The sequence below is a fragment of the Corynebacterium sp. TAE3-ERU12 genome, from assembly GCF_019209905.1.
GTDB lineage: Bacteria > Actinomycetota > Actinomycetes > Mycobacteriales > Mycobacteriaceae > Corynebacterium.
The window spans coordinates 122,286-145,823 of the sequence record NZ_JAHUTM010000002.1 but is presented as its reverse complement, the minus strand read 5'-3'; the positions used below and the strand labels follow the sequence as shown (position 1 = coordinate 145,823).

Annotated in this window: 23 protein-coding genes and 1 tRNA gene; 11 read left to right on the top strand and 13 right to left on the bottom strand. The window is 62.5% G+C overall.

The features are described 5' to 3' along the window. The first annotated feature begins 12 nt into the window (after window positions 1-12). Window positions 13-1,818 (top strand): long-chain fatty acid--CoA ligase, encoded by a 1,806-nt coding sequence (locus KRX51_RS07105; RefSeq protein ID WP_218362445.1) that lies wholly within the window; start codon window positions 13-15, stop codon window positions 1,816-1,818. Window positions 1,819-1,824: 6 nt separating this feature from the next. On the opposite strand, the gene KRX51_RS07100 is transcribed toward KRX51_RS07105, so the two are convergent. Further along, window positions 1,825-2,982 (bottom strand): acyl-CoA dehydrogenase family protein, encoded by a 1,158-nt coding sequence (locus KRX51_RS07100; protein ID WP_218362444.1) that lies wholly within the window; start codon window positions 2,980-2,982, stop codon window positions 1,825-1,827. Window positions 2,983-3,025: 43 nt separating this feature from the next. Then, window positions 3,026-3,895 (bottom strand): CoA transferase, encoded by an 870-nt coding sequence (locus tag KRX51_RS07095; protein ID WP_218362443.1) that lies wholly within the window; start codon window positions 3,893-3,895, stop codon window positions 3,026-3,028. A gap of 185 nt (window positions 3,896-4,080) precedes the next feature. Here KRX51_RS07095 and KRX51_RS07090 point away from each other — a divergent pair, with 185 nt between their 5' ends. The 3 genes from KRX51_RS07090 to KRX51_RS07080 are packed head-to-tail and all read left to right on the top strand — an operon-like array spanning window position 4,081 to window position 6,232. Next, window positions 4,081-4,821, top strand: a complete 741-nt coding sequence (locus KRX51_RS07090; protein WP_218362442.1) for a MerR family transcriptional regulator — start codon at window positions 4,081-4,083, stop codon at window positions 4,819-4,821. A 10-nt stretch (window positions 4,822-4,831) separates the two neighbouring features. Then, a complete protein-coding gene (locus KRX51_RS07085) occupies window positions 4,832-5,446 on the top strand; it encodes a hypothetical protein (RefSeq protein ID WP_218362441.1) in 615 nt (204 codons plus the stop codon). Window positions 5,447-5,449: 3 nt separating this feature from the next. After that, window positions 5,450-6,232, top strand: a complete 783-nt coding sequence (locus KRX51_RS07080; RefSeq protein WP_218362440.1) for an HAD-IIB family hydrolase — start codon at window positions 5,450-5,452, stop codon at window positions 6,230-6,232. On the opposite strand, the gene pnuC is transcribed toward KRX51_RS07080, so the two are convergent. Next, window positions 6,207-6,914 carry a nicotinamide riboside transporter PnuC gene (gene pnuC, locus KRX51_RS07075; RefSeq protein WP_218362439.1) on the bottom strand — a complete coding sequence of 236 codons (708 nt, stop codon included), beginning with the start codon at window positions 6,912-6,914 and terminating at the stop codon, window positions 6,207-6,209. The two genes, KRX51_RS07080 and pnuC, sit on opposite strands and share 26 nt — an antisense overlap. 101 nt (window positions 6,915-7,015) lie before the next feature. On the opposite strand from pnuC, the gene KRX51_RS07070 reads away from it, so the two are divergent. Both KRX51_RS07070 and KRX51_RS07065 read left to right on the top strand, forming a co-directional pair. After that, window positions 7,016-7,804: a YwiC-like family protein gene (locus tag KRX51_RS07070; RefSeq protein ID WP_218362438.1), complete on the top strand. Its 789-nt coding sequence runs from the start codon at window positions 7,016-7,018 to the stop codon at window positions 7,802-7,804. A gap of 43 nt (window positions 7,805-7,847) precedes the next feature. Further along, on the top strand, window positions 7,848-8,819 hold the full coding sequence (locus KRX51_RS07065; protein WP_370625062.1) for a MinD/ParA family protein: 972 nt from the start codon (window positions 7,848-7,850) through the stop codon (window positions 8,817-8,819). Here KRX51_RS07065 and KRX51_RS07060 read toward each other — a convergent pair. From KRX51_RS07060 to prfB, 5 genes are read right to left on the bottom strand one after another with little or no spacing between them, the layout of a single operon-like run. After that, window positions 8,795-9,841 (bottom strand): 3-hydroxyisobutyryl-CoA hydrolase, encoded by a 1,047-nt coding sequence (locus KRX51_RS07060; RefSeq protein WP_218362437.1) that lies wholly within the window; start codon window positions 9,839-9,841, stop codon window positions 8,795-8,797. The genes KRX51_RS07065 and KRX51_RS07060 overlap by 25 nt on opposite strands. Window positions 9,842-9,882: 41 nt before the next feature. Next, on the bottom strand, window positions 9,883-10,755 hold the full coding sequence (gene ppk2, locus KRX51_RS07055; protein ID WP_218362436.1) for a polyphosphate kinase 2: 873 nt from the start codon (window positions 10,753-10,755) through the stop codon (window positions 9,883-9,885). Window positions 10,756-10,788: 33 nt separating this feature from the next. Next, window positions 10,789-11,691, bottom strand: coding sequence for a permease-like cell division protein FtsX (ftsX, locus tag KRX51_RS07050; protein WP_218362435.1), 903 nt, complete (start codon window positions 11,689-11,691; stop codon window positions 10,789-10,791). Window positions 11,692-11,700: 9 nt separating this feature from the next. Beyond that, window positions 11,701-12,390: a cell division ATP-binding protein FtsE gene (gene ftsE / locus KRX51_RS07045; RefSeq protein ID WP_218362434.1), complete on the bottom strand. Its 690-nt coding sequence runs from the start codon at window positions 12,388-12,390 to the stop codon at window positions 11,701-11,703. A gap of 48 nt (window positions 12,391-12,438) precedes the next feature. Beyond that, a complete protein-coding gene (gene prfB / locus KRX51_RS07040) occupies window positions 12,439-13,548 on the bottom strand; it encodes a peptide chain release factor 2 (protein WP_218362433.1) in 1,110 nt (369 codons plus the stop codon). Between the two features lie 60 nt (window positions 13,549-13,608). On the opposite strand from prfB, the gene KRX51_RS07035 reads away from it, so the two are divergent. After that, window positions 13,609-14,376 carry an inositol monophosphatase gene (locus KRX51_RS07035; protein ID WP_255549532.1) on the top strand — a complete coding sequence of 256 codons (768 nt, stop codon included), beginning with the start codon at window positions 13,609-13,611 and terminating at the stop codon, window positions 14,374-14,376. On the opposite strand, the gene KRX51_RS07030 is transcribed toward KRX51_RS07035, so the two are convergent. Continuing rightward, complete coding sequence (locus tag KRX51_RS07030; protein WP_218362431.1) at window positions 14,373-15,029, bottom strand: hypothetical protein; 657 nt, start codon at window positions 15,027-15,029, stop codon at window positions 14,373-14,375. The genes KRX51_RS07035 and KRX51_RS07030 overlap by 4 nt on opposite strands. A gap of 19 nt (window positions 15,030-15,048) precedes the next feature. Here KRX51_RS07030 and hisN point away from each other — a divergent pair, with 19 nt between their 5' ends. Further along, window positions 15,049-15,843: a histidinol-phosphatase gene (gene hisN, locus KRX51_RS07025; RefSeq protein ID WP_218362430.1), complete on the top strand. Its 795-nt coding sequence runs from the start codon at window positions 15,049-15,051 to the stop codon at window positions 15,841-15,843. A 25-nt stretch (window positions 15,844-15,868) separates the two neighbouring features. Next, on the top strand, window positions 15,869-16,123 hold the full coding sequence (locus tag KRX51_RS07020; protein WP_218362429.1) for a hypothetical protein: 255 nt from the start codon (window positions 15,869-15,871) through the stop codon (window positions 16,121-16,123). Here the strand turns inward: KRX51_RS07020 and KRX51_RS07015 are convergent. Beyond that, on the bottom strand, window positions 16,120-17,232 hold the full coding sequence (locus tag KRX51_RS07015; protein WP_218362428.1) for an acyltransferase: 1,113 nt from the start codon (window positions 17,230-17,232) through the stop codon (window positions 16,120-16,122). The two genes, KRX51_RS07020 and KRX51_RS07015, sit on opposite strands and share 4 nt — an antisense overlap. A 93-nt stretch (window positions 17,233-17,325) precedes the next feature. Next, the gene (locus KRX51_RS07010) at window positions 17,326-18,096 is read right to left on the bottom strand and encodes a PRC and DUF2382 domain-containing protein (RefSeq protein ID WP_218362427.1); all 771 of its coding nucleotides are present in this window, start codon (window positions 18,094-18,096) and stop codon (window positions 17,326-17,328) included. A 434-nt stretch (window positions 18,097-18,530) separates the two neighbouring features. On the opposite strand from KRX51_RS07010, the gene KRX51_RS07005 reads away from it, so the two are divergent. Continuing rightward, complete coding sequence (locus KRX51_RS07005) at window positions 18,531-19,436, top strand: YbjN domain-containing protein (protein WP_218362426.1); 906 nt, start codon at window positions 18,531-18,533, stop codon at window positions 19,434-19,436. 177 nt (window positions 19,437-19,613) lie between these two features. On the opposite strand, the gene KRX51_RS07000 is transcribed toward KRX51_RS07005, so the two are convergent. Together KRX51_RS07000 and KRX51_RS06995 are read right to left on the bottom strand one after the other, a co-directional pair. Beyond that, a tRNA-Met gene (locus KRX51_RS07000) sits at window positions 19,614-19,690 on the bottom strand. A gap of 97 nt (window positions 19,691-19,787) precedes the next feature. Further along, window positions 19,788-22,775, bottom strand: coding sequence for a UPF0182 family protein (locus KRX51_RS06995; protein ID WP_255549531.1), 2,988 nt, complete (start codon window positions 22,773-22,775; stop codon window positions 19,788-19,790). A 126-nt stretch (window positions 22,776-22,901) separates the two neighbouring features. Here KRX51_RS06995 and KRX51_RS06990 point away from each other — a divergent pair, with 126 nt between their 5' ends. Then, window positions 22,902-23,471 carry a PPA1309 family protein gene (locus KRX51_RS06990; RefSeq protein ID WP_218362424.1) on the top strand — a complete coding sequence of 190 codons (570 nt, stop codon included), beginning with the start codon at window positions 22,902-22,904 and terminating at the stop codon, window positions 23,469-23,471. Window positions 23,472-23,538: the final 67 nt, after the last annotated feature.

Genomic DNA, 23,538 nt, shown 5'->3' with positions numbered 1-23,538 from the left:
CCCACGCTCACGGTGGTCACACAGATTCGGCACCGGATAGCCGAGACGCCGGATCGGATTGGCATTCGTTTTCGGGCCGAGAGTCCCGGGGAGCAGGCCCAGTGGGCGACGCGCACTTGGGGTGAGTTCGGCGCGGAGGCCCATGCCGTAGCTGCCGCCCTGCTCGAAGCCGGGGTGGGCCTCGGCGATCGGGTGGCGATCCTTTCCGGCACTGGCTATCCGTGGATGCTTGCCGACGCTGGCATCATGCTCGCCGGGGCAGCAACAACGCCGCTCTACCCCACTGTGATCGACTCGGAATTAGTGCATATCCTCACCGATTCGGGTGCCGACGTTGTTTTTGCCGAGACCAATGAGCATCTCGCTACTTTGGCGGAACATGCCGCGGAGCTGCCCCACCTGCGCGAAATCATCGTGTTTGAGGCCCCGGACACCGAGGCGGCGGCACTGAGTCCCGCTCGGGTGCGCAGCTTCGCTGAGGTGATTGCGCACGGCGAGCAGCTTTTTGCTGATAACCCCGCTGCGGTGACGTCTCGTGGGGATCAGATACGCCCCGAGCACCTCTGCACTTTGCTGTACACGTCGGGCACAACGGGGTTGCCTAAGGGGGTGCGATTATCTCATCGGGCTGCCGCCTACCAGGGCGCTGTGACCGACACTATGGGCTTCGTTAATCCCGGTGATGCGAAATATTTGTGGCTGCCGATGTCTCATGCTTTCGGCAAGGCGCTCATCGGCGCCTGTCTGCATAACGGTACTGACACCACTATTGATGGGGACCCGACGCATCTTCTCGAGAACCTGCCGGTGGCCCGGCCGCACTTTATCGCTGCGGTGCCGCGCCTATTGGAGAAAATCCGGGTGGGGGTCGACTCGGCAATGGCTGAGGCTGGTGGGGTGAAGGCTTTGTTGTACCGCCGCGCGATAGCCACTGGTGGCCAGTATTGGCGGCGCGTGGTCAACGGCGAGAAAGTTTCACCGCTGCTCCGGTTGCGGATGGCGGCGGCCGATCGGCTGGTCTTCGCTAAAATCCGGCAGCGTTTCGGGGGTCGCCTGCGCACCATCATGTGCGGTGCTGCGCCACTATCGGCGGAGGTGGCGGAGTGGTTCGCAATTGTGGGGCTGCCTGTGTACGAGGGCTATGGCCTGAGCGAATGTGGTGGCGCGGTGACTGCTAATCGCATTGGTGCGTGGCGTTCGGGGACGGTGGGGTGGCCGATGCCTGGTACCGAGATGCGGTGCGCTGCCGATGGGGAGGTGCTTGTCCGCGGCGGCGGGGTGATGGATGGGTATCACGGACTGCCCGAGGCCACCGCTGCGGCTTTTACCGAGGATGGCTGGTTGCGCACCGGCGATATTGGTGCTTTTGATGAGCGGGGGTTCTTACGGATCACTGACCGCAAGAAGGAATTATTTAAAACGTCGGTGGGTAAGTATGTGGCGCCCGCCAAGATTGAAGCCGCTTTTGGGGCGTTGTGCCCGTACAGCACCCAGTTGGTGGTTGACGGCCCGGGCCGCAAATTTGTTTCTGCCCTCGTCGCACTGGATGAGGAAGCGATTCGCAGCTGGGCCACCACGCACGGGCTCGGTGGGCTAGACCTGCCCGAGCTTGCCCGTCGCGAAGAGGTGCGCTCACTCATTTCGGGCTATGTGGAGCAGTTGAATTCCACATTGGCGCACTGGGAGCAGGTGCACCGCTTCACGATTCTGGGCCGGGAGCTGTCGGTAGAGCGCGGTGAGGTCACACCGACGTTGAAGTTACGCAGGCGAGTGATCCTGAATAATTTCCGGGAATTGCTCGACTCGCACTACCGGTAGCTGACTCTAGAGGGAGCGGGCGATGAGCTCCTTCATGATTTCGTTGGTGCCGCCGTAGATGCGCTGGACTCGTGCGGTGGCGTAGGACCGGGCGATGGGGTACTCCTTCATGTACCCGTAGCCGCCGAAGAGCTGCAGACAGCGGTCGACGACTTCGCATAGTTTGTCGGTGGCCAGGTATTTCGCCATGGAGGCGGTGGCCGGGTCGAGTCGGCCCTCAATATGTAGGGCGACGCAGTGGTCGACGAAGGTGCGAAGTGCGTAGGTCTCGGTGGTGCACTCAGCCAATTCGAACCGGGTGTTCTGGAATTTCAGCAATTCCCGGCCAAAAGCGGTGCGTTCCTTGGTGTATTTCACGGTCAGTTCTACGGCGCGTTCCATCCCGGCCACGGCGGCAACGGCGATAATCAACCGTTCCTGCGGCAGCTGTGCCATGAGCTGCATGAAGGCCATGCCTTCGGTGTCGCCGAGCAGGTTTTCCTTGGGCACCCGCATATCCTCGAAGAACAGTTCTGCGGTGTCCTGGCCGGGCATGCCGATCTTGTCGAGGACCCGGCCGCGGTTGAACCCGGGCAGGTCGGTGACTTCGGCGACAAGCAGGCTCAGGCCGGCGCCGCCGGGTTGGTCATTGGTACGGCACACGATGACAATGAGGTCACACTGGCCACCGTTGGTGATGAAGGTTTTTGCCCCGTTGACCACGTATTCATCGCCGTCGAGTCGCGCGGAGGTGCGGATTGCCTGCAGGTCTGAGCCGGTGCCCGGTTCGGTCATGGCAATAGCGCCGACGAGTTCACCGGTGGCCATTTTGGGTAGCCACCGCTTTTTCTGCTCTTCGTTGCCGTAGGCGAGGATGTAGTGCGCCACGATTCCGGAGTGCACCGAAAAGCCGAAGGAGTCATTATCGACCTTGGCTTGTTCTTCCTGGACTACGGCTTCGTGGGCGAAGGTACCGCCGCCGCCACCGTATTCTTCCGGAATGGAGGGCAGCAGCATGCCGACGGAGCCGCAGGTATTCCAGAATTCGCGGTCAACGTGCTTCTGCTTATCCCATTTTTCGTGGTTGGGGACGGCTTCTTTGAGGAAGATGTCTCTGGCTAGGTCGCCTAGCTGTTGGACGTCTTCGGTGCGCCAGGGTGAGGTGTATTCGGTGCGTTGAAACATGGGGTACTCCTTGAAAATTGTGTGGTGGGTGTTCGTTGACGCTCTAGGTGGGCGTCTTGATCTCGGTGATGGGCAGGTCGCGTGCTTGGGCCCAGGTGTGCCACTCGGCGGCGGTGCGCTGGCTAAGTGCCTTGGTCAGCGCCTCGCCATTACCGGCCGCCAGGGCCCCGGCATCGGTGGTGCTAAGGCCTAGTTCTGCGATGAGGCGACTGAAGAAGTGCGGTTCCAGGGCCGCAACGGCGACGTGCCCTTCGGCGGCGGGATGGATTGCGTACTGTGGCAGCGCCCCGCCCAGTGGTGTGCCGGGGCCGGTGAGCCCGTACCGCAGCGGGGCTGCCAGGTCAGCGACGACGTCGCCAAGCCCCACTGTCCGCAATACGCCCTGGTTGGTCTGAGAAACGATATGCAGGGCTAAGAGCGCCTCGGCTACTGCGCGTTCCGCCCCGGCCATATCCGCCCAGGGCACCGGCGGCATCGCAGGCGGTTGCAGGGTGCCGGCAGCTGCTTGGTAGGTCAGGTCATGGCCGGGATGTTCGGGGTTGGCGAGTTCACCGACGATGGCTACCTGGGCCAGGCGCGGGTGCTGTGTGCTGAGGCTGTCGAAGTCCAGGCCCATTTTTTGCAGGGCCCCGGGTCGGGAGGACGTCAGCAGCAGGTCAGCGTCGGCAAGCAACTCGTGCAGTGTGTCTCGGTCGGCTTCGTTTTTTAAGTCGAGGCTGCGGACTTGCTGGTTTTTGCTGAGTTCGGCGTAGTAGTCGGGCGCGGCTAGGGCCAGGAGGTCTCCGGCGGGTGGTTCTATTTTGGTGACCTCGGCGCCGAGTGCGGCCAGTCGTGCGGCTGCTACGGGCCCAGGAAGATTCGGCGCCAGGGTGATGATGCGAACCCCTTGAAGTGGGGCATCGGGTGTACTCATACCAGTCCCTTTCCGGTTGTAGTACGGGTGTGTGCTCTACAGCTGTAGTGATTTTGTGTGAAGCACTAAACTAATAATAGCGACAGTAGCACTGTCACTGTCAGCTTATTGTGGGGATTTTCCTATTACCCCCAAGGAACTCATCCCCTCCCCCACCCACCTCGGGGCTATGCAATGATCCTGGTATGAGGGACGACACAGACGAGAGCATGGGATTAGCGGAACTGGAGGCACGCTCCGGCTGCACCGCACGCACCATCCGCTTCTACACCACCCGCGGATTACTTCCCGCTCCCCGCCGCCTGGGCCGAGTCGCCGTCTACGGCCCCGGGCATCTCGCCCGCCTAGAACTCATCCGCACCCTGCAGTCCACCGGACTGAGCCTGCAAGCAATCGGCGACTATATGCAGCTGCTACCCGGTGACGCCTCAGAAGAAGCCATCGCACTCCACGGGGCACTGCTAGCGCCCTGGACAGTCGACTCAGCCGAAACCCTCGACGCGGCAACCCTTGACGAACGCGCTGGCCGCAGCCTGGATTCCACCGACCGGGCACTCCTTGAGCGACTCCGCATCATTGAACCCGCCGCCGACGGTGGTTGGCGGGTACACACCAGCAACCTCGAGGGCGGCATGGCCCTTATCGATGCCGGTCTACCACCAGCTGCAGCACTAGCGGCCCGAAAACTTATCGACAGCCACGTCACCCAGATCGCCGAAGGGCTCACCGACATCTTCCGCAGCCACATCTGGCCCCGGTACCGCAGCGGCGACTTAGATCGCGAAGCGATGCTCCGGATCGCCGGCACCTTCCAGCCGCTGACCGTCTCTGCACTCGTCGCCGCCCTCAGCGATGCGGTGGACGTAACCAAACGCAAAACCGTGGAGCAACGGCGGGGACTAAACCAAAGCGACAGCGGCCCGTAGAATAGGCGCTGTGATCTTCCAACCCGATAATTCCCGGACAAATCGCGCCGCCCAAGCAGAGCATCGCGCCCGGACCTTGGTCCAGGAGATTCTGGACCGGGAGGAACGGGTGCGGGCCAACCTTGCCTCTGAGCATGTGGACCCGTGGCGTATGCGCTTCATTCTCGATTCGTCGATTTCCTCTGGTCCCATCGCGGGCTGGCGGGAAGAGTCAGTGCGTGCCCGCAGGCTGCTGCGCCGGTTCTCCATTCAGGCCGGCTACCGCGAGCGGATGCGCGATGTTGAGCGCCGCATTGATGCGCTGCTGCATCTGGCTGAGCATCTAGAAGAACAGTGGGATATGGCGGCTGCGGCATCAGCGCGGCTTTCCGACGCCGAGGCCCACAGCGCCGCCGAGTTAGCTAAGGAGCAGCGACGGCAGAATAATGCCCCCACCGAGCGCCCGCCGAGCCGGCTCATGGAACGCCTTGCTTCTTCGGCGATGAACCGCGCGGTGGATATGGGCCGTGACGCCCTGGAGCGCCTGCCGGACCTGCTGGATCGCAGCTCGAAATCATCCAACAATGAGGTCCGCCGCGCAGAGGCCCGTGACCTGCGCAAGCAGCCGCCGCTGCCGGAGGACTAACCCGTGCCCAAGGTCGATATTGCCGTCGTCGATATGGATGGCACCTTGCTTGACGACGCGGGTAGCTTGCCGGCCGGGTTCGCGGAACTCCTCGCAGATATGGACACCGCCGGGATGCTGCTGATCCCAGCCAGCGGCCGACAGTGCACCACATTGCAGCACATGTTCGCCCCGTTTCCCCAGGTGCGCACCTTCATCGCCGAAAACGGCAGTGTGGTGCGCCATCACGGCGAGCTCATCGACAGTGCAGCACTCGACCCCACGGCGGTAACAGCGGTACTCAAAGCCGCCACCAAGGCCGGCTATGTGGCAGTACGGTGCCACGCCGATTGCGCCTATCTTGAGCCCACTACCGACGAGGTCATGGCGGAAATCAGCAAGTATTACCGCGCCCATGAGGTAGTCGATGATGTCACTGCCGTGGCAGGCGACGTCGTCAAGCTCGCAATTTTTGATCCCGATGACGCCGAAACGGGTGCCTATCCCCTGCTTCAGGACGTCGGTAAGCACCTCAGCGTCGCACTATCGGGCAAGCACTGGGTGGACTTGATGATGCCGGGGCGCGATAAAGGCACCGGTGTCCGCGCGATTCAACGTAGCCTCGGCGTCTCCCCGCAGCGCACTGCTGTATTCGGCGATTACCTCAATGACCTGCCGATGATGGGATGTGGCCAATACTCCTACGCAATGGCCAATGCGCACCCCGATATTATCGCCGCCGCGAATTACCAAGCCCCGGCCAATACCGAGGCCGGGGTGCTTAGGGTGCTGCGGGAGTGGGTGTAGTCGGCTGCTCCGGGGCGGTCGAACGCACCCAGGTAACAAAACCCCACAGCACAAACGCCGCGTAGAACATATACAGCACCGCCGACGGGTAGTACCCGGCCATGAGCAGCAGCGGCACCCCGACGATATCCACGGCAATCCAGATCAACCAGAATTCGGTCCAGCCGCGGGCCATACCCCAGGTTGCCAGCATGGACCCGGTGAAGATCCACGCATCCGCCCATGGGCCCCACGACCCGAGGGCAGTGAAAATCCAGGCACACACCACAGTGCCCACGACAGCCAACACCAGCATCAGCACCCGCTCGCCGGTGGTGGCCCAGTGCGGCTGGACCGCGGCCACCACAGAGCGCGCCGGGTCGGTGTGGTGGGATTCGCGCAGCCCGATTCGGCGAGTGCGGGCCCACCGCCACCAGCCGTACACACTGACGATAATGAACATCACCTGGCGCGCAGCCTGGCCGTACAGATCCAAATTCTGCGGAGTGTGGAAGACACCACCGAGGAATACGGTAAACAGCAACACATTGCCGATAATGCCGACCGGCCAGGCCCACACCACCCGCTTCATCCCGCCATAGGCGCAGGCAAGCCCGAAAAGATTACCGATGATCTCGCGCCACAAAATGGGGGCGCCGAAAATAAGGAGTTGTGCGTCGAGCAGTGCAGTGAGGCTGTCCACGGGTGCTTTCCGGTTTGCAGGGGGCGATAGTGGCCTGCTCAGGCTAACACCGTGCGCCAGATGGCCTTGTTCATCCCGCGCAACCGGTTTAGGCTCAGACTATGCCCAGCCACAATAAGCAGGCCACACGTAAAAAGCGGCGCTCAAAAGGTTGGGTGCCGGACCAACACGGCGCTTGGGCTATGGTCACCCTGCCGCCCATCACGGCACTGTTCTTCGCCCAGGCGTGGGTACAGGTGCCGCTGCTTTTGACCTGGTGGTTCGGTTATTTCGCGTTCTTCGCCGCCAGCATCTGGATGCGTTCTCGCTTCCGGGAGATCAACCGCACACCGGTCCTGGTCTACGGCACCGCGACGGCCTTTTTCGGTATTGCCACACTGCTTATGAAGTGGCAGCTGCTCATCTGGGCGCTTCCCTATGCCCCATTGGTGGCTATCGCGGTCTATGAAACATACCGACGTCGTCCACGGTCGCTTGCCTCTGGCTGGTCGACGGTCATCGCCGCGGTCCTAATGTTCCCGGTCACCCTATGGGCCGCCGATTACCCCCTAAACACCGAGGTATGGACCGTCACCGCCATTATTGGCGTGTACTTCCTCAGCACCGTGCCGTACGTGAAAACCCTGATCCGCGAGCGCGGCAATAAGAACTGGTTGCTGTTCTCCATTGCCTTCCACGCCGCAGCGGTGCTGGCCGCTGTGGTGGCCGCCGGTATGGGCCTGATGAATTGGGGTGTGCCGGTAGTGGCCGCCGCTGTTCTGGCGAAGGCCTGGTGGATGCCGCATGAGAATACGAAGCGGGATCGCCCATGGCAGCCGAAGGTTGTCGGCAAGCTCGAGATGGTCTTCACCGTGCTGGTGTGGATTGTTGCGATGGTGGTATTGGTCTAGCGGCGCTACCCTGGCCCTCAACACCATCTGAGGGGGGCTTCTCGTGGGGGATACTGTTGGCGCGCCGACCGCGCCACTGACCGTCGACGATATTGCGCTGCGGATGCAGCCCCGCCGCCGGCCACACACCGGCTGGCGCGCGGCACTGCACCGGGCAACCGGGGGCACGGTCAATATGGGCGAATCCGCCGCCCAGCGGCACCGCCGCGAACTCATCGAACGGGTCCGCGCGCCGCTGCACGGCGACTACCGGATCGCACTGCTGAGCTTGAAGGGCGGTGTGGGAAAAACCAGCACCACCTTGGGGTTAGGGGCGACATTCGCTTCCCTGCGCGGCGACCGGGTTATCGCCATTGACGCGAACCCGGATCTCGGCACACTGGCCGACCGGGTGCCCGAACCAAACCCGGCAACAGTACGCGACCTGCTGCGCTGCCCGTCGACACAGCGGTACCCGGAGGTGCGTGCTTTTACTGCCCAGATGCCCTCCCGCCTGGAGGTGCTTGGCAGCGAGCGCGACCCGTCGATCAGCGAGGCGTTTTCGGCCGCGGACTACACCCGGGCGCTGGATATCCTGCAGCACCACTACAACCTGCTGCTCACCGACTGCGGCACCGGGCTGGTGCATTCAGCCATGTCCGCAGTCCTAGCGCACGCGAATTGCCTGGTTCTGGTGACTACCCCGGCCCTAGACGGCGCCCGCTCCGCATGGGCCACTTTGGACTGGCTCTCCGCGCACGGCTACTCCCATTTGGTCAGCTCAACAGTTGTGGTGGTCAACCGGCTCACCGGTTCGGGGGCTGCCGACGCTGAACTCATCGAACTCTTCGGCCGCCGCTGCCGCGCAGTGCAGGTCATTCCCTTCGACCCGCATATCGCCCGCGGCGCAGAAGTCGACCTCACCGCCATGAAACCAGCCACCGCTATGGCGTACCGGGAGCTGGCCGCCATCATCGCCGATGATTTCGCGGCCAGCTCCGGGCGACACTGCTACCCCGACAGCACCTCACGATAGGGCTGCGGATCTACCGAATCGGTGGTGTGCGGGTCGAAATGCGGATTCCGGGTCTTATCCACCAGCACCGCACGCACCCCCTCAGCAAAATTCGGGTGCCGACGTACCAGGTGGCCTAGGCGTTCCTCATTGGCGAGGGCTTCGCGCAGGTCAATATCTTCAGCATTGGCCCGGTACAGTTCCGCCGCGGCGACCAGCGAGGTCGGCGCCGCAGAGCGCAGCAGTTCATTGCACTGGCGCACAATGCTGGGGTGGGTGTGCCGATCATCGAGAGTGGCGTCGATCTCCGCCCACGTATCGCGGTTGAACACGTCCCGGATATGCGGCCACAGCCGGGCCAGTTCGGACTCGCCCGCCTCCGCCGGGTCGGCGGCAAAGGCTTCTATAGCTGCGTCGATGCCATCCACGTCGGCACGCTCACCGAAATCAGCGAGCTTCGCCGACGGCACAAAATGGGTGGCCCAGCCGGCCCACAGCATATCGGCGGCGCTGAGCCGGTAGCCGGTCAGGCCGACGAAGCGGGCGATCTCCGGGGCGGGGGCTGCCTCGGCGGTCACCAAGCGCTGGGTGGTGTAGGTGATGCCCACATCGGGGATGAAACCGATCGCCATCTCAGGCATGGCGGCGCTGGCGCGCTCGGTGACGACCCGGTGCGAACCATGCAGGCTGATGCCCAGGCCACCACCCATGGCAATGCCGTCAATAATGGCGATATAGGGCTTGGGGAACTCCGCGATGGCCGCGTTCATCCGGTACTCATCGGCGAAAAAGCGATCCGCGGCGGCGTAATCGTCGGCAAGCTGAAGCTCACGGATGGCACGCACGTCCCCGCCAGCACAGAAAGCCTTTGGGTGGCCGGAGTCGATAATGACCTGGGAGACGTTGTCATCGCAACGCCAGGTTTCCACGGCGTCGGCGATGGCGTGCACCATCTCAGTGTGCAACGAGTTCAGCGCCTGCGGACGATTCAACCGCAGGCGCCCAGACAGCCCATTGACATGGGAAATTAGCGTGTCACTCATGCCCCCGAGTCTGACATAAGACCCGGGTGGCCGGAAGAGAACTACTTCTTTTTCTTGGACTTCTTTTTGGGCTTGTCCTTACCCTTGTCCTTCTTTTTCTCCAAGGACTCCGCAACATCCGGGACGTACCGGAATTCGGTGCGCGGCGGGCGCTCATACTGCTGCTCGGACTCAGGCCGCTCCGGGATCTCCGGCAGCTCGCGCTCAATGTGCTCATAAGGGATGGTGGACAGCAGGTGGTTGATGACGTTGATGCGGGAGCGCTTCTTGTCCTCAGATTCCACCGTGAACCACGGCGCCGACGGGATATCGGTATGGATGAACATCTCATCCTTAGCCCGCGAGTAATCCTCCCAGCGGGTAATGGACTCCAGATCCATCGGGGAGAGCTTCCAACGGCGCAGCGGGTCCTCGCGGCGAGACTCAAAGCGACGCACCTGCTCCTCGTCGGAGACACTGAACCAGTACTTGCGCAGCATAATGCCGTCTTCGACCAGCAGCCGCTCAAAAATCGGGGCCTGGTGCAAGAAACGGCGGTACTCCTGCGAAGTACAGAAGCCCATGACGCGTTCCACACCGGCGCGGTTGTACCAGGACCGGTCGAAGATGACGATCTCGCCGGCGGTGGGCAGGCGCTCAACATAGCGCTGGAAGTACCACTGGCCCTGTTCTCGGGAGTTCGGGGCAGGCAGCGCCTCAATCCGGCAGGTGCGCGGGTTGAGGTACTGGGTGATCCGCTTAATCGCAGAACCCTTGCCGGCAGCGTCGCGACCCTCCATGATGATCACAATTCGGGCGCCGGTCTCGACGACCCACTGCTGCATTTCTACGAGCTCAGCCTGGAGACGCTTGAGTTCTTTTTCGTATGCCTTCTTATCCAGCTTGGGCGGCCGGATCGGCTCGTCTGTGCTCATAGTCCCCGATTCTACAGACGAACCGAACAGCATTTACCGGCGCGTGTAGAGGCGCAATGTGATGTGCGCGGTCAACGCGGAGAACACCATGCCGATACCGATCACAATCGGGGCCACCAACCAAATATCTGCCGCCTCAATCGGGGCGATGAGCTGGGAGCGGTAAATCTCATCCAGGGCCGGGTCCAGAACTGTCTGCTTGCCGAGGAAAAGCCCGCCCAGGGCCAGCAGGCCGCCAATGAAGGTCGCCAACACCGCCTCGAGGACGAACGGGGCCTGGGTGAATAGCCGGGAGGCACCCACCATGAGCATGATGCCGACTTCCTTGCGCCGCGAATACGCCGCGATCTGCACCATATTGGCAATCAGCAGCACCGCCGCGACGGCCTGAATACCGGCGATGACGAAGGTGGCATTGCGGATGGAGTCGAGGTTTTCGGCGGCGGCGTTGACATCATCGGCCTGGTCGGTGACGTGCGTGACCTGCTTGAGGTCGCGTACCGGCGCAATGGGGCTGAGATCAGTGGGGTCTTCCAGACGCACCAGGATCACGGCAGGCAGCGATTCCGGGGTGGTGTTGTCCACCAGTGCCGGGTCAGTGACCTCGAAAAGGTCCACAAAATGCTGGTAGTTCTGCGCGCGGTTGCGGAAGGTCACCGAGTTCACCCCGTCGGTGCCTTCCAGGGTGGAGAGCACTTCCTCGCACTTCTTCGAGGAGCAGTTGTCGTCCTCGGTGGAGGTCTTCTCGTCGAGCTCAATCATGACCTCAACGCGGTCGAAGTACATCTGTTTGGTGCGTGCGGTCATATCGGTGACCAGCACACCAGAGCACAGCAGTGCCAGGGAGATGGCCGTGGTGATGATCATCGCCACAGTCATGGTGACATTCGCGCGTAGGCCCGCGAAGGCCTCGCCGAGAACGAAGCGGGTCTTCATGGTGGTCTCCTAGCGGCCGATGCCGTAGACACCAGTGGAGTCGTCGCGCACGAGCTTGCCCAGGGACAGCTCGAGAACGCGGCGGCGCATGGAGTCGACGGCTTCATTGTCGTGGGTGGACATGATGACGGTGGTGCCGGTGCGGTTAATCCGGTCCAACAGCAGCATGATGTCGCCGGAAATATCCGGGTCCAGGTTGCCGGTGGGCTCGTCGGCAAGCAGTACCAGCGGGCGGTTTACAAAGGCGCGGGCGATGGCGACGCGCTGCTGCTCACCGCCGGATAGCTCATGTGGCATGCGGGTGGCCTTGGCGTCCAGGCCCACCATTTCCAGGGTTTCCGGCACAAGTTTGTTGATCTCCGACTTGCTTTTGCCGATGACCTGCAGCGCGAAGGCGACGTTGTCGTAGACGTTTTTCTTCGGCAGCAGGCGGAAGTCCTGGAAGACGTAGCCGATCCGGCGGCGCAGTTTGGGGACGTTGCGCGATTTCATGGTGGTGAGGTTTTCGCCGGCGACGGTCACGGTGCCGGAGTCGGCGCGTTCCTCACGCACCATCATGCGCAGGAAGGTGGATTTGCCAGAGCCGGATGGGCCGATGACAAAGACGAATTCGCCCTTGCCGATATCGACGCTCAAGTCGTCGAGGGCGGGGCGAGTGGAGGTTCCGTAGGTCTTGGTCACGCGGTCAAAAGTGATCACAAGACGCAACAATAGTCACACGCGCCCCAAAATTCACAGACGGCTGCGCTATGCCTGCTGCTGCTCGTCCATACGCCAGCGAATACCGGCCTCCAAAAAGCCATCAATATCCCCGCCCAGCACCGCATCGGGATTATTGACCTCGTAATTCGTCCGCAGGTCCTTCACCATCTGATACGGGTGCAACACATAAGAACGCATCTGATTACCCCACGAGGCATTACCACCAGCACCCAGCGCGTCCATCTCCGCGCGCTCTTCTTGGCGCTTCAACTCCAGCAACTTCGCCTGCAAGACTCTCAGTGCCGACGCCTTGTTCTGATGCTGCGACTTCTCGTTCTGGCAGGTCACCACGATGCCAGTGGGAATATGCGTCAACCGCACCGCCGAGTCCGTGGTATTCACCGACTGCCCACCAGGACCGGAGGAGCGATACACATCCACCTTCAGATCCGCATCAGGCACATCAATGGAGTCGGTCTGCTCCACCACCGGCAGCACCTCAACCTCGGCAAAAGAAGTCTGCCGCCGGCCCTGATTATCAAAAGGCGACAACCGCACCAGTCGATGCGTGCCCTGCTCCACACTCAACGTGCCGTAGGTGTACTCACCGTGCACCACAAAAGTCGCCGACTTCAGCCCCGCCTCCTCGGCATAGGAAGTGTCATACACATCGACCTTATAGCCGGACTTTTCCGCCCACCGCAGGTACATCCGCATCAACATCTCGGCGAAATCAGCCGCGTCCACGCCACCGGCACCGGAGCGGATATTGATAACCGCCTCACGCTGGTCATACTCGCCGGACAGCATCGTGGTTACTTCCAGCGCCTGGATGGCGTGGCGCAGCTCGGCCAGTTCAGCGTCGGCAAGCTGATGCGCATCAGCGTCGGATTCATCGTCGGCAAGCTCATACATCACCGGCAGATCCTCCAAGCGTTGGCGCAGCGCCTGGACCTTCTTCAGCTTCGCCTGCTTCGCGGAAAGCTCACTGGTGACCTGCTGGGCATGATCCGGGTCATCCCACAAACTAGGGTCCGAAGCCTGCGCTTCAAGCTCACGGATGCGATCGCCAAGCTCCGCTGGGTCCACCACCTTCTCGATAGTGGTCAGCGTGACGTCGAGTTCCTTGAGTTCTGCGGCAGCATCAGGATTCACGCGGCCCACTCTAGTGGCGCCACCAAGCAGACGACGGCAGTGGTGGGCACAATGGGGGCTATGAGCCTCACAGACGCCCAGCTTGCCGCCCACACGGTCACCCAGGCCGCACAGCTAGCCGCACGGATGCGCGCCGATGGCCTCGAAACTGAATTCAAGACCTCAATCTCCGATGTGGTCACCGCCGCGGACCGCGCCGCCGAAAAACTCACCGTCGATACGCTGGCGAAATTGCGTCCCGACGACGGCATCCTCGGCGAAGAAGGCTCAGCTGCCGACGGCACCAGCGGCCGCACCTGGGTTATCGACCCCGTTGACGGCACCTATAACTTCACCTCCGGCTCCGACTACTGGTGCTCGGCAATTGCCCTGGTAGAAGGCGACCCCCGCGACCCAGACCGGCTCATTCTCGGCGCGGTACACCATGTCGCCTCCGACACCACCTACGTCGGCGGGCCCGGCTTGCCGACGACCAAAGCTGGCACCGCCCTGCCCGAACTCGCACCGGCAGACCCAGCCGAACTCAGTGTGGGCACCTACCTACACGGCACCCATTTCGCCCGCGAAGGCGACCGCGCAGTCGGGCCGTGGCTGACCGCGGTGGGCAAATTCGCCACCTGGCGCGTCCTCGGCTCCGCCTCCATGGATCTCGCCGGAGTCGCCGAAGGCCGCGTAGGCGCCTGGTTCCAACGCAGCGTCGCCCCGTGGGATTGGTTACCCGGGGCCGCGCTGGTCGCCGGAGTTGGCGGTTCCGGCACACTCGCAGGTGCGTGGCGGGTGGCCGGGCCCGCCAATGTGGTCGACGAAATCGCCGAGATACTGGGCTAACCCCAAATCCGGAACGCGCCGATAACAACCAGCAGCACCGCAACCAGGTAACCCGCTGCCCTACCAACGACCACCTGGTTACGGCGGGCAGCGGCGAAAATACGCCCTGGCAATGACGCCGGCCGGTGCCGCACAACCGCGATCCCCAGCCCGCACAGCGTCGGGATGGACAGCGCCACCATGGCATACAGCGGCAGCCCGGCATAGCGCTGGAATGCGGGCAGACCCTCCGCCGACAACACCGCAAGACCGGCGAAAAACGGCACTGAAGTCAGCGACTGGATGGCCCCCAGCCCGAACCCGATCACCACAGTCAGCGGCGAGGGGTGCTGCAGGGGGCCGAGAATTTTCTGCACAATGCCGCTGGAATCCCCACCACGGACGGTAAGAATCGCGGTGGCGACACCAGTTATCAGCAGCAACCAGCCGAAAATGGGCGATTCCACCACGTGGCGCACCGTTTCCTCATTGCCGTCGAAAACGAGCAGCACCAATAGTGCCGGGACGAGCACACCCAACCAGTCGCCAATAACCAGCAGCGGCGCGACGCGACGGTAGCGCCCTGCCGGCACGGTGATGCCAAGCGCAACCAGGACCCCGATCAACAACACGTTGATGGAGTCGATCAGCGCATAAGCCAGGGCGTGGAACATGCCGGTTAGACTACCGTCCATGAGCGACTACGCCGATGACCTCGCCCTTGCCCAGCAATTAGCCGAGTACGCCGATGGGCTCACCATGTCCCGGTTTGAGGCCGCGGACCTCGACGTCTCCAGCAAACCGGACCTCACCCCAGTCTCCGACGCGGACCTAGATACTGAACGTCTATTGCGCGCTGCCCTGGCCCAACAGCGTCCCGACGATGAGGTCCTCGGCGAGGAATTCGGCGGCGATACCACGCTTTCTGGGCGCCAGTGGGTGATCGATCCCATCGACGGCACCAAGAATTTCGTGCGCGGGGTGCCGGTGTGGGCCACTCTTATCGCACTGCTTGTCGACGGCGAACCAGTCGTCGGCGTAGTCAGCGCCCCTGCCCTGGCGCGGCGCTGGTGGGCTGCTGCGGGCGCCGGCGCTTGGCGTTGCTTCGCGGGCGAAACGCGCCGACTGCGGGTATCGAAGGTCTCCGAGATCAGTGACTGCTCGATCTCTATTTCTTCGCTATCCGGCTGGCATGACCGTGGCCTGCGCGAACAGTTAATTGAACTGACCGACCAGGCATGGCGGCTGCGCGGCTTCGGTGATTTTTTCTCCTACTGCCTGGTGGCCGAGGGCGCCGTCGATATTGCCGCAGAACCGGAGGTCAGCCTGTGGGACCTGGCGCCACTGTCGATTCTGGTGACTGAGGCTGGCGGCCAGTTCACTTCCCTATCCGGCGCGGCGGGCCCGCATGGCGGGGACGCTATCGCCACCAACGGGCTGCTTCATGAGCGCGCCCTAGCAAAATTGACCATATCCTCAGAAGATTAAGTATGGGTGCGCTATGCTGCTCGGTATGGCTAAGCAGAAACGCACCAGACGACTAGAGCGATACGGCTCTGCGCTGGATCTGCTTGACGCCGAGCCGAAATCCCCGCTGGCCGGCCTGAAAATGGCCACCATCACCCCGAAATCGCGGTGCTGCCAGAAACGTGTCCGCTGCTCGAATTGCCCAGTTGTGGTGCACAAATTGCAGCGGGCCGTCCAGTCCGGCGAAATTGACCGGGAAGCGCTGCGCCAGATCGCACAACGCGCCCGGATGCGTGCTTAGTTCCGGCCGGTTATAGCGTCGGTAAGCACCCGCAAACCCCACGCCACGGGGACCGCTACCGCTGTGGTGACCACCAACACCAGCCACATCGAACCGGTAAATAGCGGATAGCCCAGCAGCGGCATGACGTATTCCATGACGATGAGGTGGACCAGGAAGAACTCATAGGAGTTCTCGCCCAACCACACCAGCACCGGGTGCCGCAGCCAACTGATGCCTCCGAGCATTACCGGCGCCATAATCGCCACGCCCAGCAGCAGGTACACCACATTCTTGGCGAGCACCGTGGAAAGATCGGCGGGCACCAGCGTTGCCGGCCCCGCAATGGGGGTCACCGCCAAAGCAGCGAACACCGCGGCAATAGGCCAACCAACCCAGGCAGGCACCTGCCAACCGCAGCGGCTACCAATAGCCATCAGCATGCCCGCGGCGAACCAGTCGAAATACCCAGGCGGCCACAGCAGAGCAATCATTTCCAGACTGTCGCAAGCGTGCACCGCCCACAGCCACAGCGGCGAGACCAGCCCGAAGGCGACCACAATAAGGGCCGCCCGCACCGGCCGCCACTGCCCCCGGCACAACCACCACACGGCCATCCCCACCAGCGGCAACACCAGGTAGAAACCGACCTCCACCACCAGCGACCACATCTGGCTCAGGCCCGGGTGGAACCAGCCGAACTCGGCCGACTGCCAGAACGTCATGGTGCGCAGCAGGCCCTCCAGGCCGGTGCCGGGCACATCGGCGGAGGCTTTCTCAGCGGCAATATGCTCCGCTCCCCCGCGCGGCCAGATGTCCAGGGCGTAGACCACCAGCACGGTAATCCAGTACCCCGGCAGGATGCGGGTTATCCGATGCCGGGCGTAGCGACGCAGGTTCGGGCGCGGCCCGTCGGAAAGCGCAGCAACCCACGGCCTAAACAGCAAAAACCCCGAGAGCACGAAGAAAACGGTGACCCCGATTTCGAAACGAGCAGCGATACGGCCTGCCAGATCGTCGGTATAGCCGCCAGTCCAGAAGGCAGCGTGGGTAATACAGATAGCCCATGCTGCGAAGGCGCGGACGGAGGTGAGCTCCGGTACCCAACGGTCGGTTTGGTGGTTAGCCACCGGGAAATACTAACGGTTTTTCTGCCGCGGACACGGAAAAACCCCCGAGGCCGAAGCCTTGGGGGTTTAACTATCTGAGGGTCTCAGCGGGACTTAGCGACGAGTCTCGTCAGCATTGGTCTCGAAGCGTTCCTTGCGGACCTCGCCCTCGACGGTGCGGGTGCCATCGACCTGCTCCTTGGACATCTTGACCTTCTCCACCGGGACGGTCTCCTTGTCGACGTTGACGCGCTCTTCGTGGAGGGTCAGCTCGACCTCTTCCTCACCGATGTGGGAATCCTTGATCTTGGCGGCTTCCTCAGCGGAGATGGGCTCGCGCTCGAGGCGGACCTCTTCGTGGGACACCGGAACCTCGACCTGCTCGGTCTCGGTGACGACGTACTTGCGCAGACGGGCGGTCTCCGAAGCAACGCGGTCGGTAGAGACATTGAGGCGCTCCTCGGAGCGGATCAGGGTGTCGTCATTGCTATTGGCGCCGTCAACGTGGCCGGCGGCCGGTGCGTGCTCTTCGCGGGCCTCGGTGCGGCCGGCGTCGTAATTCTCGACATTGTCGAGGGAGTCAACGCCGTAGTGGGCGTAAACGGTGCGCTCTTCGTCCGGGGACAGTGCCTTATCGGCATCCATCTCGGGAGCGTCCTTGATGCGGTCCTTGCCGAAGGCGAGCTTGAGCTCTTCACCTTCGAAGTGGTGGCCGCGCATCGGGACCAGGGAGCTGCTCATGCCGAACAGGCCGTGGCTGACCTCGACGAAGGTCGGCTGACCGGTCTGCTCGTCAACGAAGACCTCCTTGACGTCGCCCAGCTTGTCGCCGTCCTTGTCGTAGGCGGTGGCGTTGAAAAGGTCCCGAATGTTCTTCTTACCCATGTGTTAACTCCTATTTGTTGGGTGGTACTACATCCATAGGTGGTGTGAGTTGCTCGACTGTTTGCCGGGGCAATCTCGTTCACCTAATGGCTTGTTTGCCACAGTAGCCCAGGTTTGCGCCGTTTACCGTTAAGGAACGGCAACGAATTGAAAACCATTCACCAAACTCCCCATTGCCGACACCTTTCTAATAAATGCTTAAGAAGCTTAAAACGCGGCAAACATCGCCCTACGCTGGCCTTTCGCCGAATTTCAAGCCCCCACAAACGCCCCGAATAATGACGTCCACGTTTCTCAATATTATTCGGTAACGATTTCGTTATAAACGAAATTCACCTCATTTCCTGGGATTTCCCCATTTCCGATGTCGCGTAGGCAATCCAACCAGACGCGATACGCTGGTTCCCTGGCCGCCCACTCACGAGGAGACTGACATGACCCCCACCCCGGTGACCCTAGAACGCATCGCCGACGCCCTCGATGACCTGGGCTACACCTGGTACGACACCCCTGGCGACGCCCTGTGGCTGGGATTCCGCGAACTGGCCTTCCTCATCGTCACCGAAGGCCCACACACCTACGCCGTCGGCGAGCTGCACGGCACCGCGCTTGCCGACGACCACGCCGCCCTCGCCCGCTTCGCTGAAGAAGTCCACACCACCAATGACTGGGCAAAACTTGCTGTCCACGAGGACGGCCGCTGCCACCTGACCATGGCCTTGCCCACCCAGGCCGGCGCCACCGACGCTCAACTGCTGCAATTCTTCGGCGTCGGACTGCCCGAACTACACGACATTGCCCTGGACATCATCGACCAGTTCCCCGCATTCACCCCGCGTGCCGACGGCGGCATCACCCGCCAGCACTTACCGACAAAGCTAAATAAGCCCATCGAAGCCTCCGAAGACATCGCCCTGCCGACACCAGAACTCGACGCACACACCGACCGCGTCCACGATGCGATTATCGCCGCCGACCTAGGTAAGCCCGAGCGAGTGCGCGAGGACAGCTGGACGGTGTACGTGGACAATATTGATGTCGATATCAGCGACGGCGACCCAGACTTCTTCGAAGCCTCAGTCCTGCCGTTGGCGAATTGCCTGCCAGCTGAGCGTTATGACGACCTGCTCGAGTGGGCCAACGAGTACAACCGGGATGTTGTGCTCGGAGTTGCCCACCCCGACCGCGTCGATGACGGCGATGTGTTCATGGCCTTTGATCTCAGCGTGCCGACCGGTGCTGGCATCACCGATGAGCAGCTGGCCGACTATATCGACGCTGCGGTCACCGTGCTCGTCGACGCGGCACAGCAATACTGCGCTGATTTCGGCTTGGCGTAGCCCGCCGCGCCGCTTCCGCCCCCCCACCACCACAGATCCGTACCAATTGCGCAGATCCGTACGGAATTTCGCACGGATCTGCGCAATCGGTACGGATCTGCCACCGACGAGGTCACAGCCCCTCCCCCAGACATGACGAAACCCCCCGGACCGAAGTCCAGGGGGTTCAATCGAACGTGGTAGCGGGGACAGGATTCGAACCTGTGACCTCTGGGTTATGAGCCCAGCGAGCTACCGAGCTGCTCCACCCCGCGTCGACTGTGATATTCACAGCGGGTGTTGGCCTCTCGACCAACGTGTGCAACCTTAACAGTCACCCCGCCATAAACACCAATCGCCAGGTCAGCCGCCTTATTGTCCGTTTGCCTTCTGGTAATCACGCACAGCCTGGTCCAGTTCCGCCAACGCCTGGCCCTGGGCACCGAAATCGCCATCACGCTGGGCCTTGGAGAGCTTGTCCAACGCGGCATTGATGCGCTCTACCGCGGCATCGCGTGCAGCAGCGTCAACCTTGCCGGAGGGCTTATCTGCGTCATCAGCATCCGCAGGCTTGCTCGTGTCTTCATCGCTCTCGTCGTCGGGCTTATCGCCTTCATCGACGGGGTCGCCGGCAACTCGGGTGGCCGCCGCCGGGTCGATACCGACCTGGTCGAGGGCTTCGGCCACGGTGGCGCCATAGCCGACCTCACCGCGGTAGGACACCAGCACGCGCAGCAGCTTCGGGAAGGCGGTTTCCTGCCCCTTGCGCTGGGTATAAATCGGCTCGACGTAGAGGATCTCGCCATCGCCGACAGGCAGGGTGAGCAGGTTGCCGTTGGTCACCACATTGGCGCCTTCCAGCAGCGTGCGGTCCTGGGCGACTTCGTCGGCAGACATCATGGTGTCCTGCGCCTGCTTCGGGCCCAAGGTCTGGGTGTCCGTCGGCAATGCTCGGATAGTGATCTTGCCGTAATCGTCGGGGTCAGAAGACACCGTCATATGCGCGGCAAGGAACTCACGGTCCAGGCCACGGTAGGCCGAAATCAGCTGGAAGCTGGGCTGGCCGGTTTCCGGATCAGCAGCCACGACGTAGTACGGCGGCTGGGACAGGCCCTGCTCCTCTGGGGCGGTGGGGTCATTGGGCACCGACCAGAACGAGTCCGAGGTGAAGAACGTCGCCGGGTTAGAGACGTGGTACTTCGCCATCAGTTCGCGCTGCACCTTGAACAGGTCCTCGGGGTAGCGCAGGTGCTGGCGCAGCTCGTCAGTGATCTGCTCGTTGGGGTGCACCACGCCGGGGAAGATCCCCATCCAGGCCTGCAGCACCGGGTCGTTCTGGTCGAATTCGTAGAGGTCCACGGTGCCGTCGTAGGCATCCACCACGGCCTTGACCGAGTTGCGGATATAACTGACGTCATTATTCGGCAGCGGGCGCGGGGTGCCGTCGGGGTTCAGCGAGTCCGCAGTGGTTTCCTGCAGGCTCATGCGCTGCGAGTACGGCATATCAGCCAGGGTGGTGTAGCCGTCGACAATCCACTTAATGCGGCCATCAATCACGGCCGGGTAGGTGCGGGTGTCGGTGGTCAGCCACGGGGCTACTTTCTGCACGCGGTCGCGGGGGTCGCGCTCGAAAATGATCTTCGAGTCGTCGCCGATGCGGTCGGTGAGCAGGATGTTGAGTTCCTGGTAGTTGGTGGCGTAGACGGCGCGGTTGAAGACATTGCCGATGCCGACGCCGCCGACACCGTCATAGGTGAAGTTCCGGCCGTCGGCGTCGTACTCAACATCGTTGCCGGAACCATTGCCGCCGACGATGGCGTAGTCAGCGTCGGAATCAGCAATCAGCGGCCCGTAGTAGATGCGCGGCTGCTTCAGGTCCAGGTTCATGCCGTTGGGGTCTTCGGATTCGAAGAGGTCCGCCACGGTGTAGATGGGGTAGCCACCACGCGAGGAACCGGCCTCAGCGGCGACCTCGTCGACCTTATTGGCCGGCGCGGCGACGAAACCGTTGCCGTGGGTGTACACGGTGTGCCGGTTAATCCAGTTGTTCTGGTTGCCCTGCAGGGTCTGCGGGTTGAGCTCGCGGGCGGCGACGACGAAGTCCTGCATTTCGCCGTCGACCTCATAGCGGTCCATGGCAAGGATGTCGGGGAAGCCGTAGAAGTTCTTCAGCTGCTTTTGCTGGGTGAACGTCGGCGGCAGCACCTCAGGGTCGAGGATGCGGATATTGGACAGGGTGCCGGAGTCTTCAGCGATGGACTCGGCCCCCTCAGCCGCCGCCTCCGGGTCATCGGCCTTCTCGGCCTTGCCGCCCCAATTGCGGTCAATGGTGACGTTTTCGTCGGTAAGCCCGTAGAAGTAGCGGGTGGCTTGGATATTTCGCTCGATGTAGTCGCGTTCCTTGGCCGCACGGTTCGGGTCGACGGAGAACTGCTCGACCGCCAGCGGCCAGGCCACGCCGATAACACCTGCGGACACCAACATCAGCACCGTGGCCATCGCGGGGATGGCGAGGTTGCGCAGGAAGATGGCGGCGAAGAAGGCGGCGGCGACCAGGATGGAGATCACCAGCAGCACAATTTTCGCGGGCAGGAGGGCGTTGATATCGGTGTAGGACGCACCGGTGAAGGTTGCCTGCCGGTTGTTCAGCAGTTCGTAGCGGTCCAGCCAGTAGCTGATGGCCTTGAGCACCATGAACATGCCGGCCCAGGTCGCCAGCTGGGCGCGGGCGGCCGAGGTGATGCGCATTTTCTCGCCGGTGACGGGATTGCCTGCGCGGATGCCGCCGAGCAAGTAGTGGCTGAATAGGCACAGCATGAATGCCAGCATGACTGCGAGCAGCAAAGTCCCAACCACGAAGGACCAGAAGGGCAGCTCAAAGGCGTAGAAGCCGTAGTCTTTGCCGAACTGGGGGTCGGTGGCGCCGAAGTCCTTGGCGTTGAGGAACATCTGGACTTCACGCCAGGAGGCCTGGGCTACTGCGCCAGCGAAGATGCCGAAAATAATGGGCAGCCCGATAAGTGCGCTGCGGGACATATTCTCAGCGAGCCGTCGGTAGGCGGCGACGGGGCTGGCCGGGTCCACACTGGGGTCTTCTGGTGGCCGGGCGCGCCAGGCCATTCTGAGTGCTGCGGCAACGATGCCACCGAAAATCAGCCCGACGATAAGGAAGAGCGCGATGCGGGTCAGCCAGACGGTGGTGAAGACGCCGCGTTGGCCAACTTCACCGAACCACTGGAAGTCGACATAGAGCGACACCAGGAAGGGGACGAAGAAGAAAAGGAAGGCCACTACGGCTGCGGTGATCGACAGCGCACGTGAGCGCTTAGACCCCGGGCTTTGTGTGAAGGGGGTGGACAACGAAGCGTTCTCCTCGGCTATTGTTCGGCACACACCCGCGTGATGGGTGTTGGGTTGAATTCCACTGTAAAGAAGTTGCACTGTGGCTGCGGAACTTGCCCCAGCAACCGGCAGAGAGAGGTCCTCATGGATTCGGAAACGTGGCGGCTCCCGCAGGCGCTTAACCGCGCCGCACTGGAGGCTGTGGAGCTTGCGCATGCCGACGGTTGGGGCAACCCGCCGCAGCTCATCGCCTTGGTGCCTGCGGATTTGGTGGCGCAGGCGCTGGATGCTGCGCTTGATGATTCGCCGCTGGCGTTGGTGACGCAGGAGCCGCTACCGGAGGGAGTTGAGGGCGGTAGCCCCGAGTTGGCGGATTTTATTGCCCGCACTTCGTGGCCGCGTGGTGTCGTCGGCGCGGTGTTGGTGCAGGAGGTTCTCATCGTCGATCCCGAGGATGATGACACTGTGTCGAATATGACGCTGGAGGAGGTTCAGGCCAGCGTTGCCGACGGTGTGGCCCGCCGCGCCCGCTTGATTTCCGCAGTTATTGACGAGGGCCCGGAGCTGACGCTGATCCAGCCGCGGCCTGCCGACGCTGAGCTCGCCGAGGGCGGTCTTTTCGCTGAGGATGACATCACGCTGCATGACGGGGCTGGTGTGGCCGACGGTGTGATTGCTGCGCTGCGCGCTACTTTTGACGGCGAGCTGGACTGATTCCCCCACCTTGGGGGCGTGCGGCAGACGATATTGCTGGCAAGAACTACTATTTCACTGTCGAAAT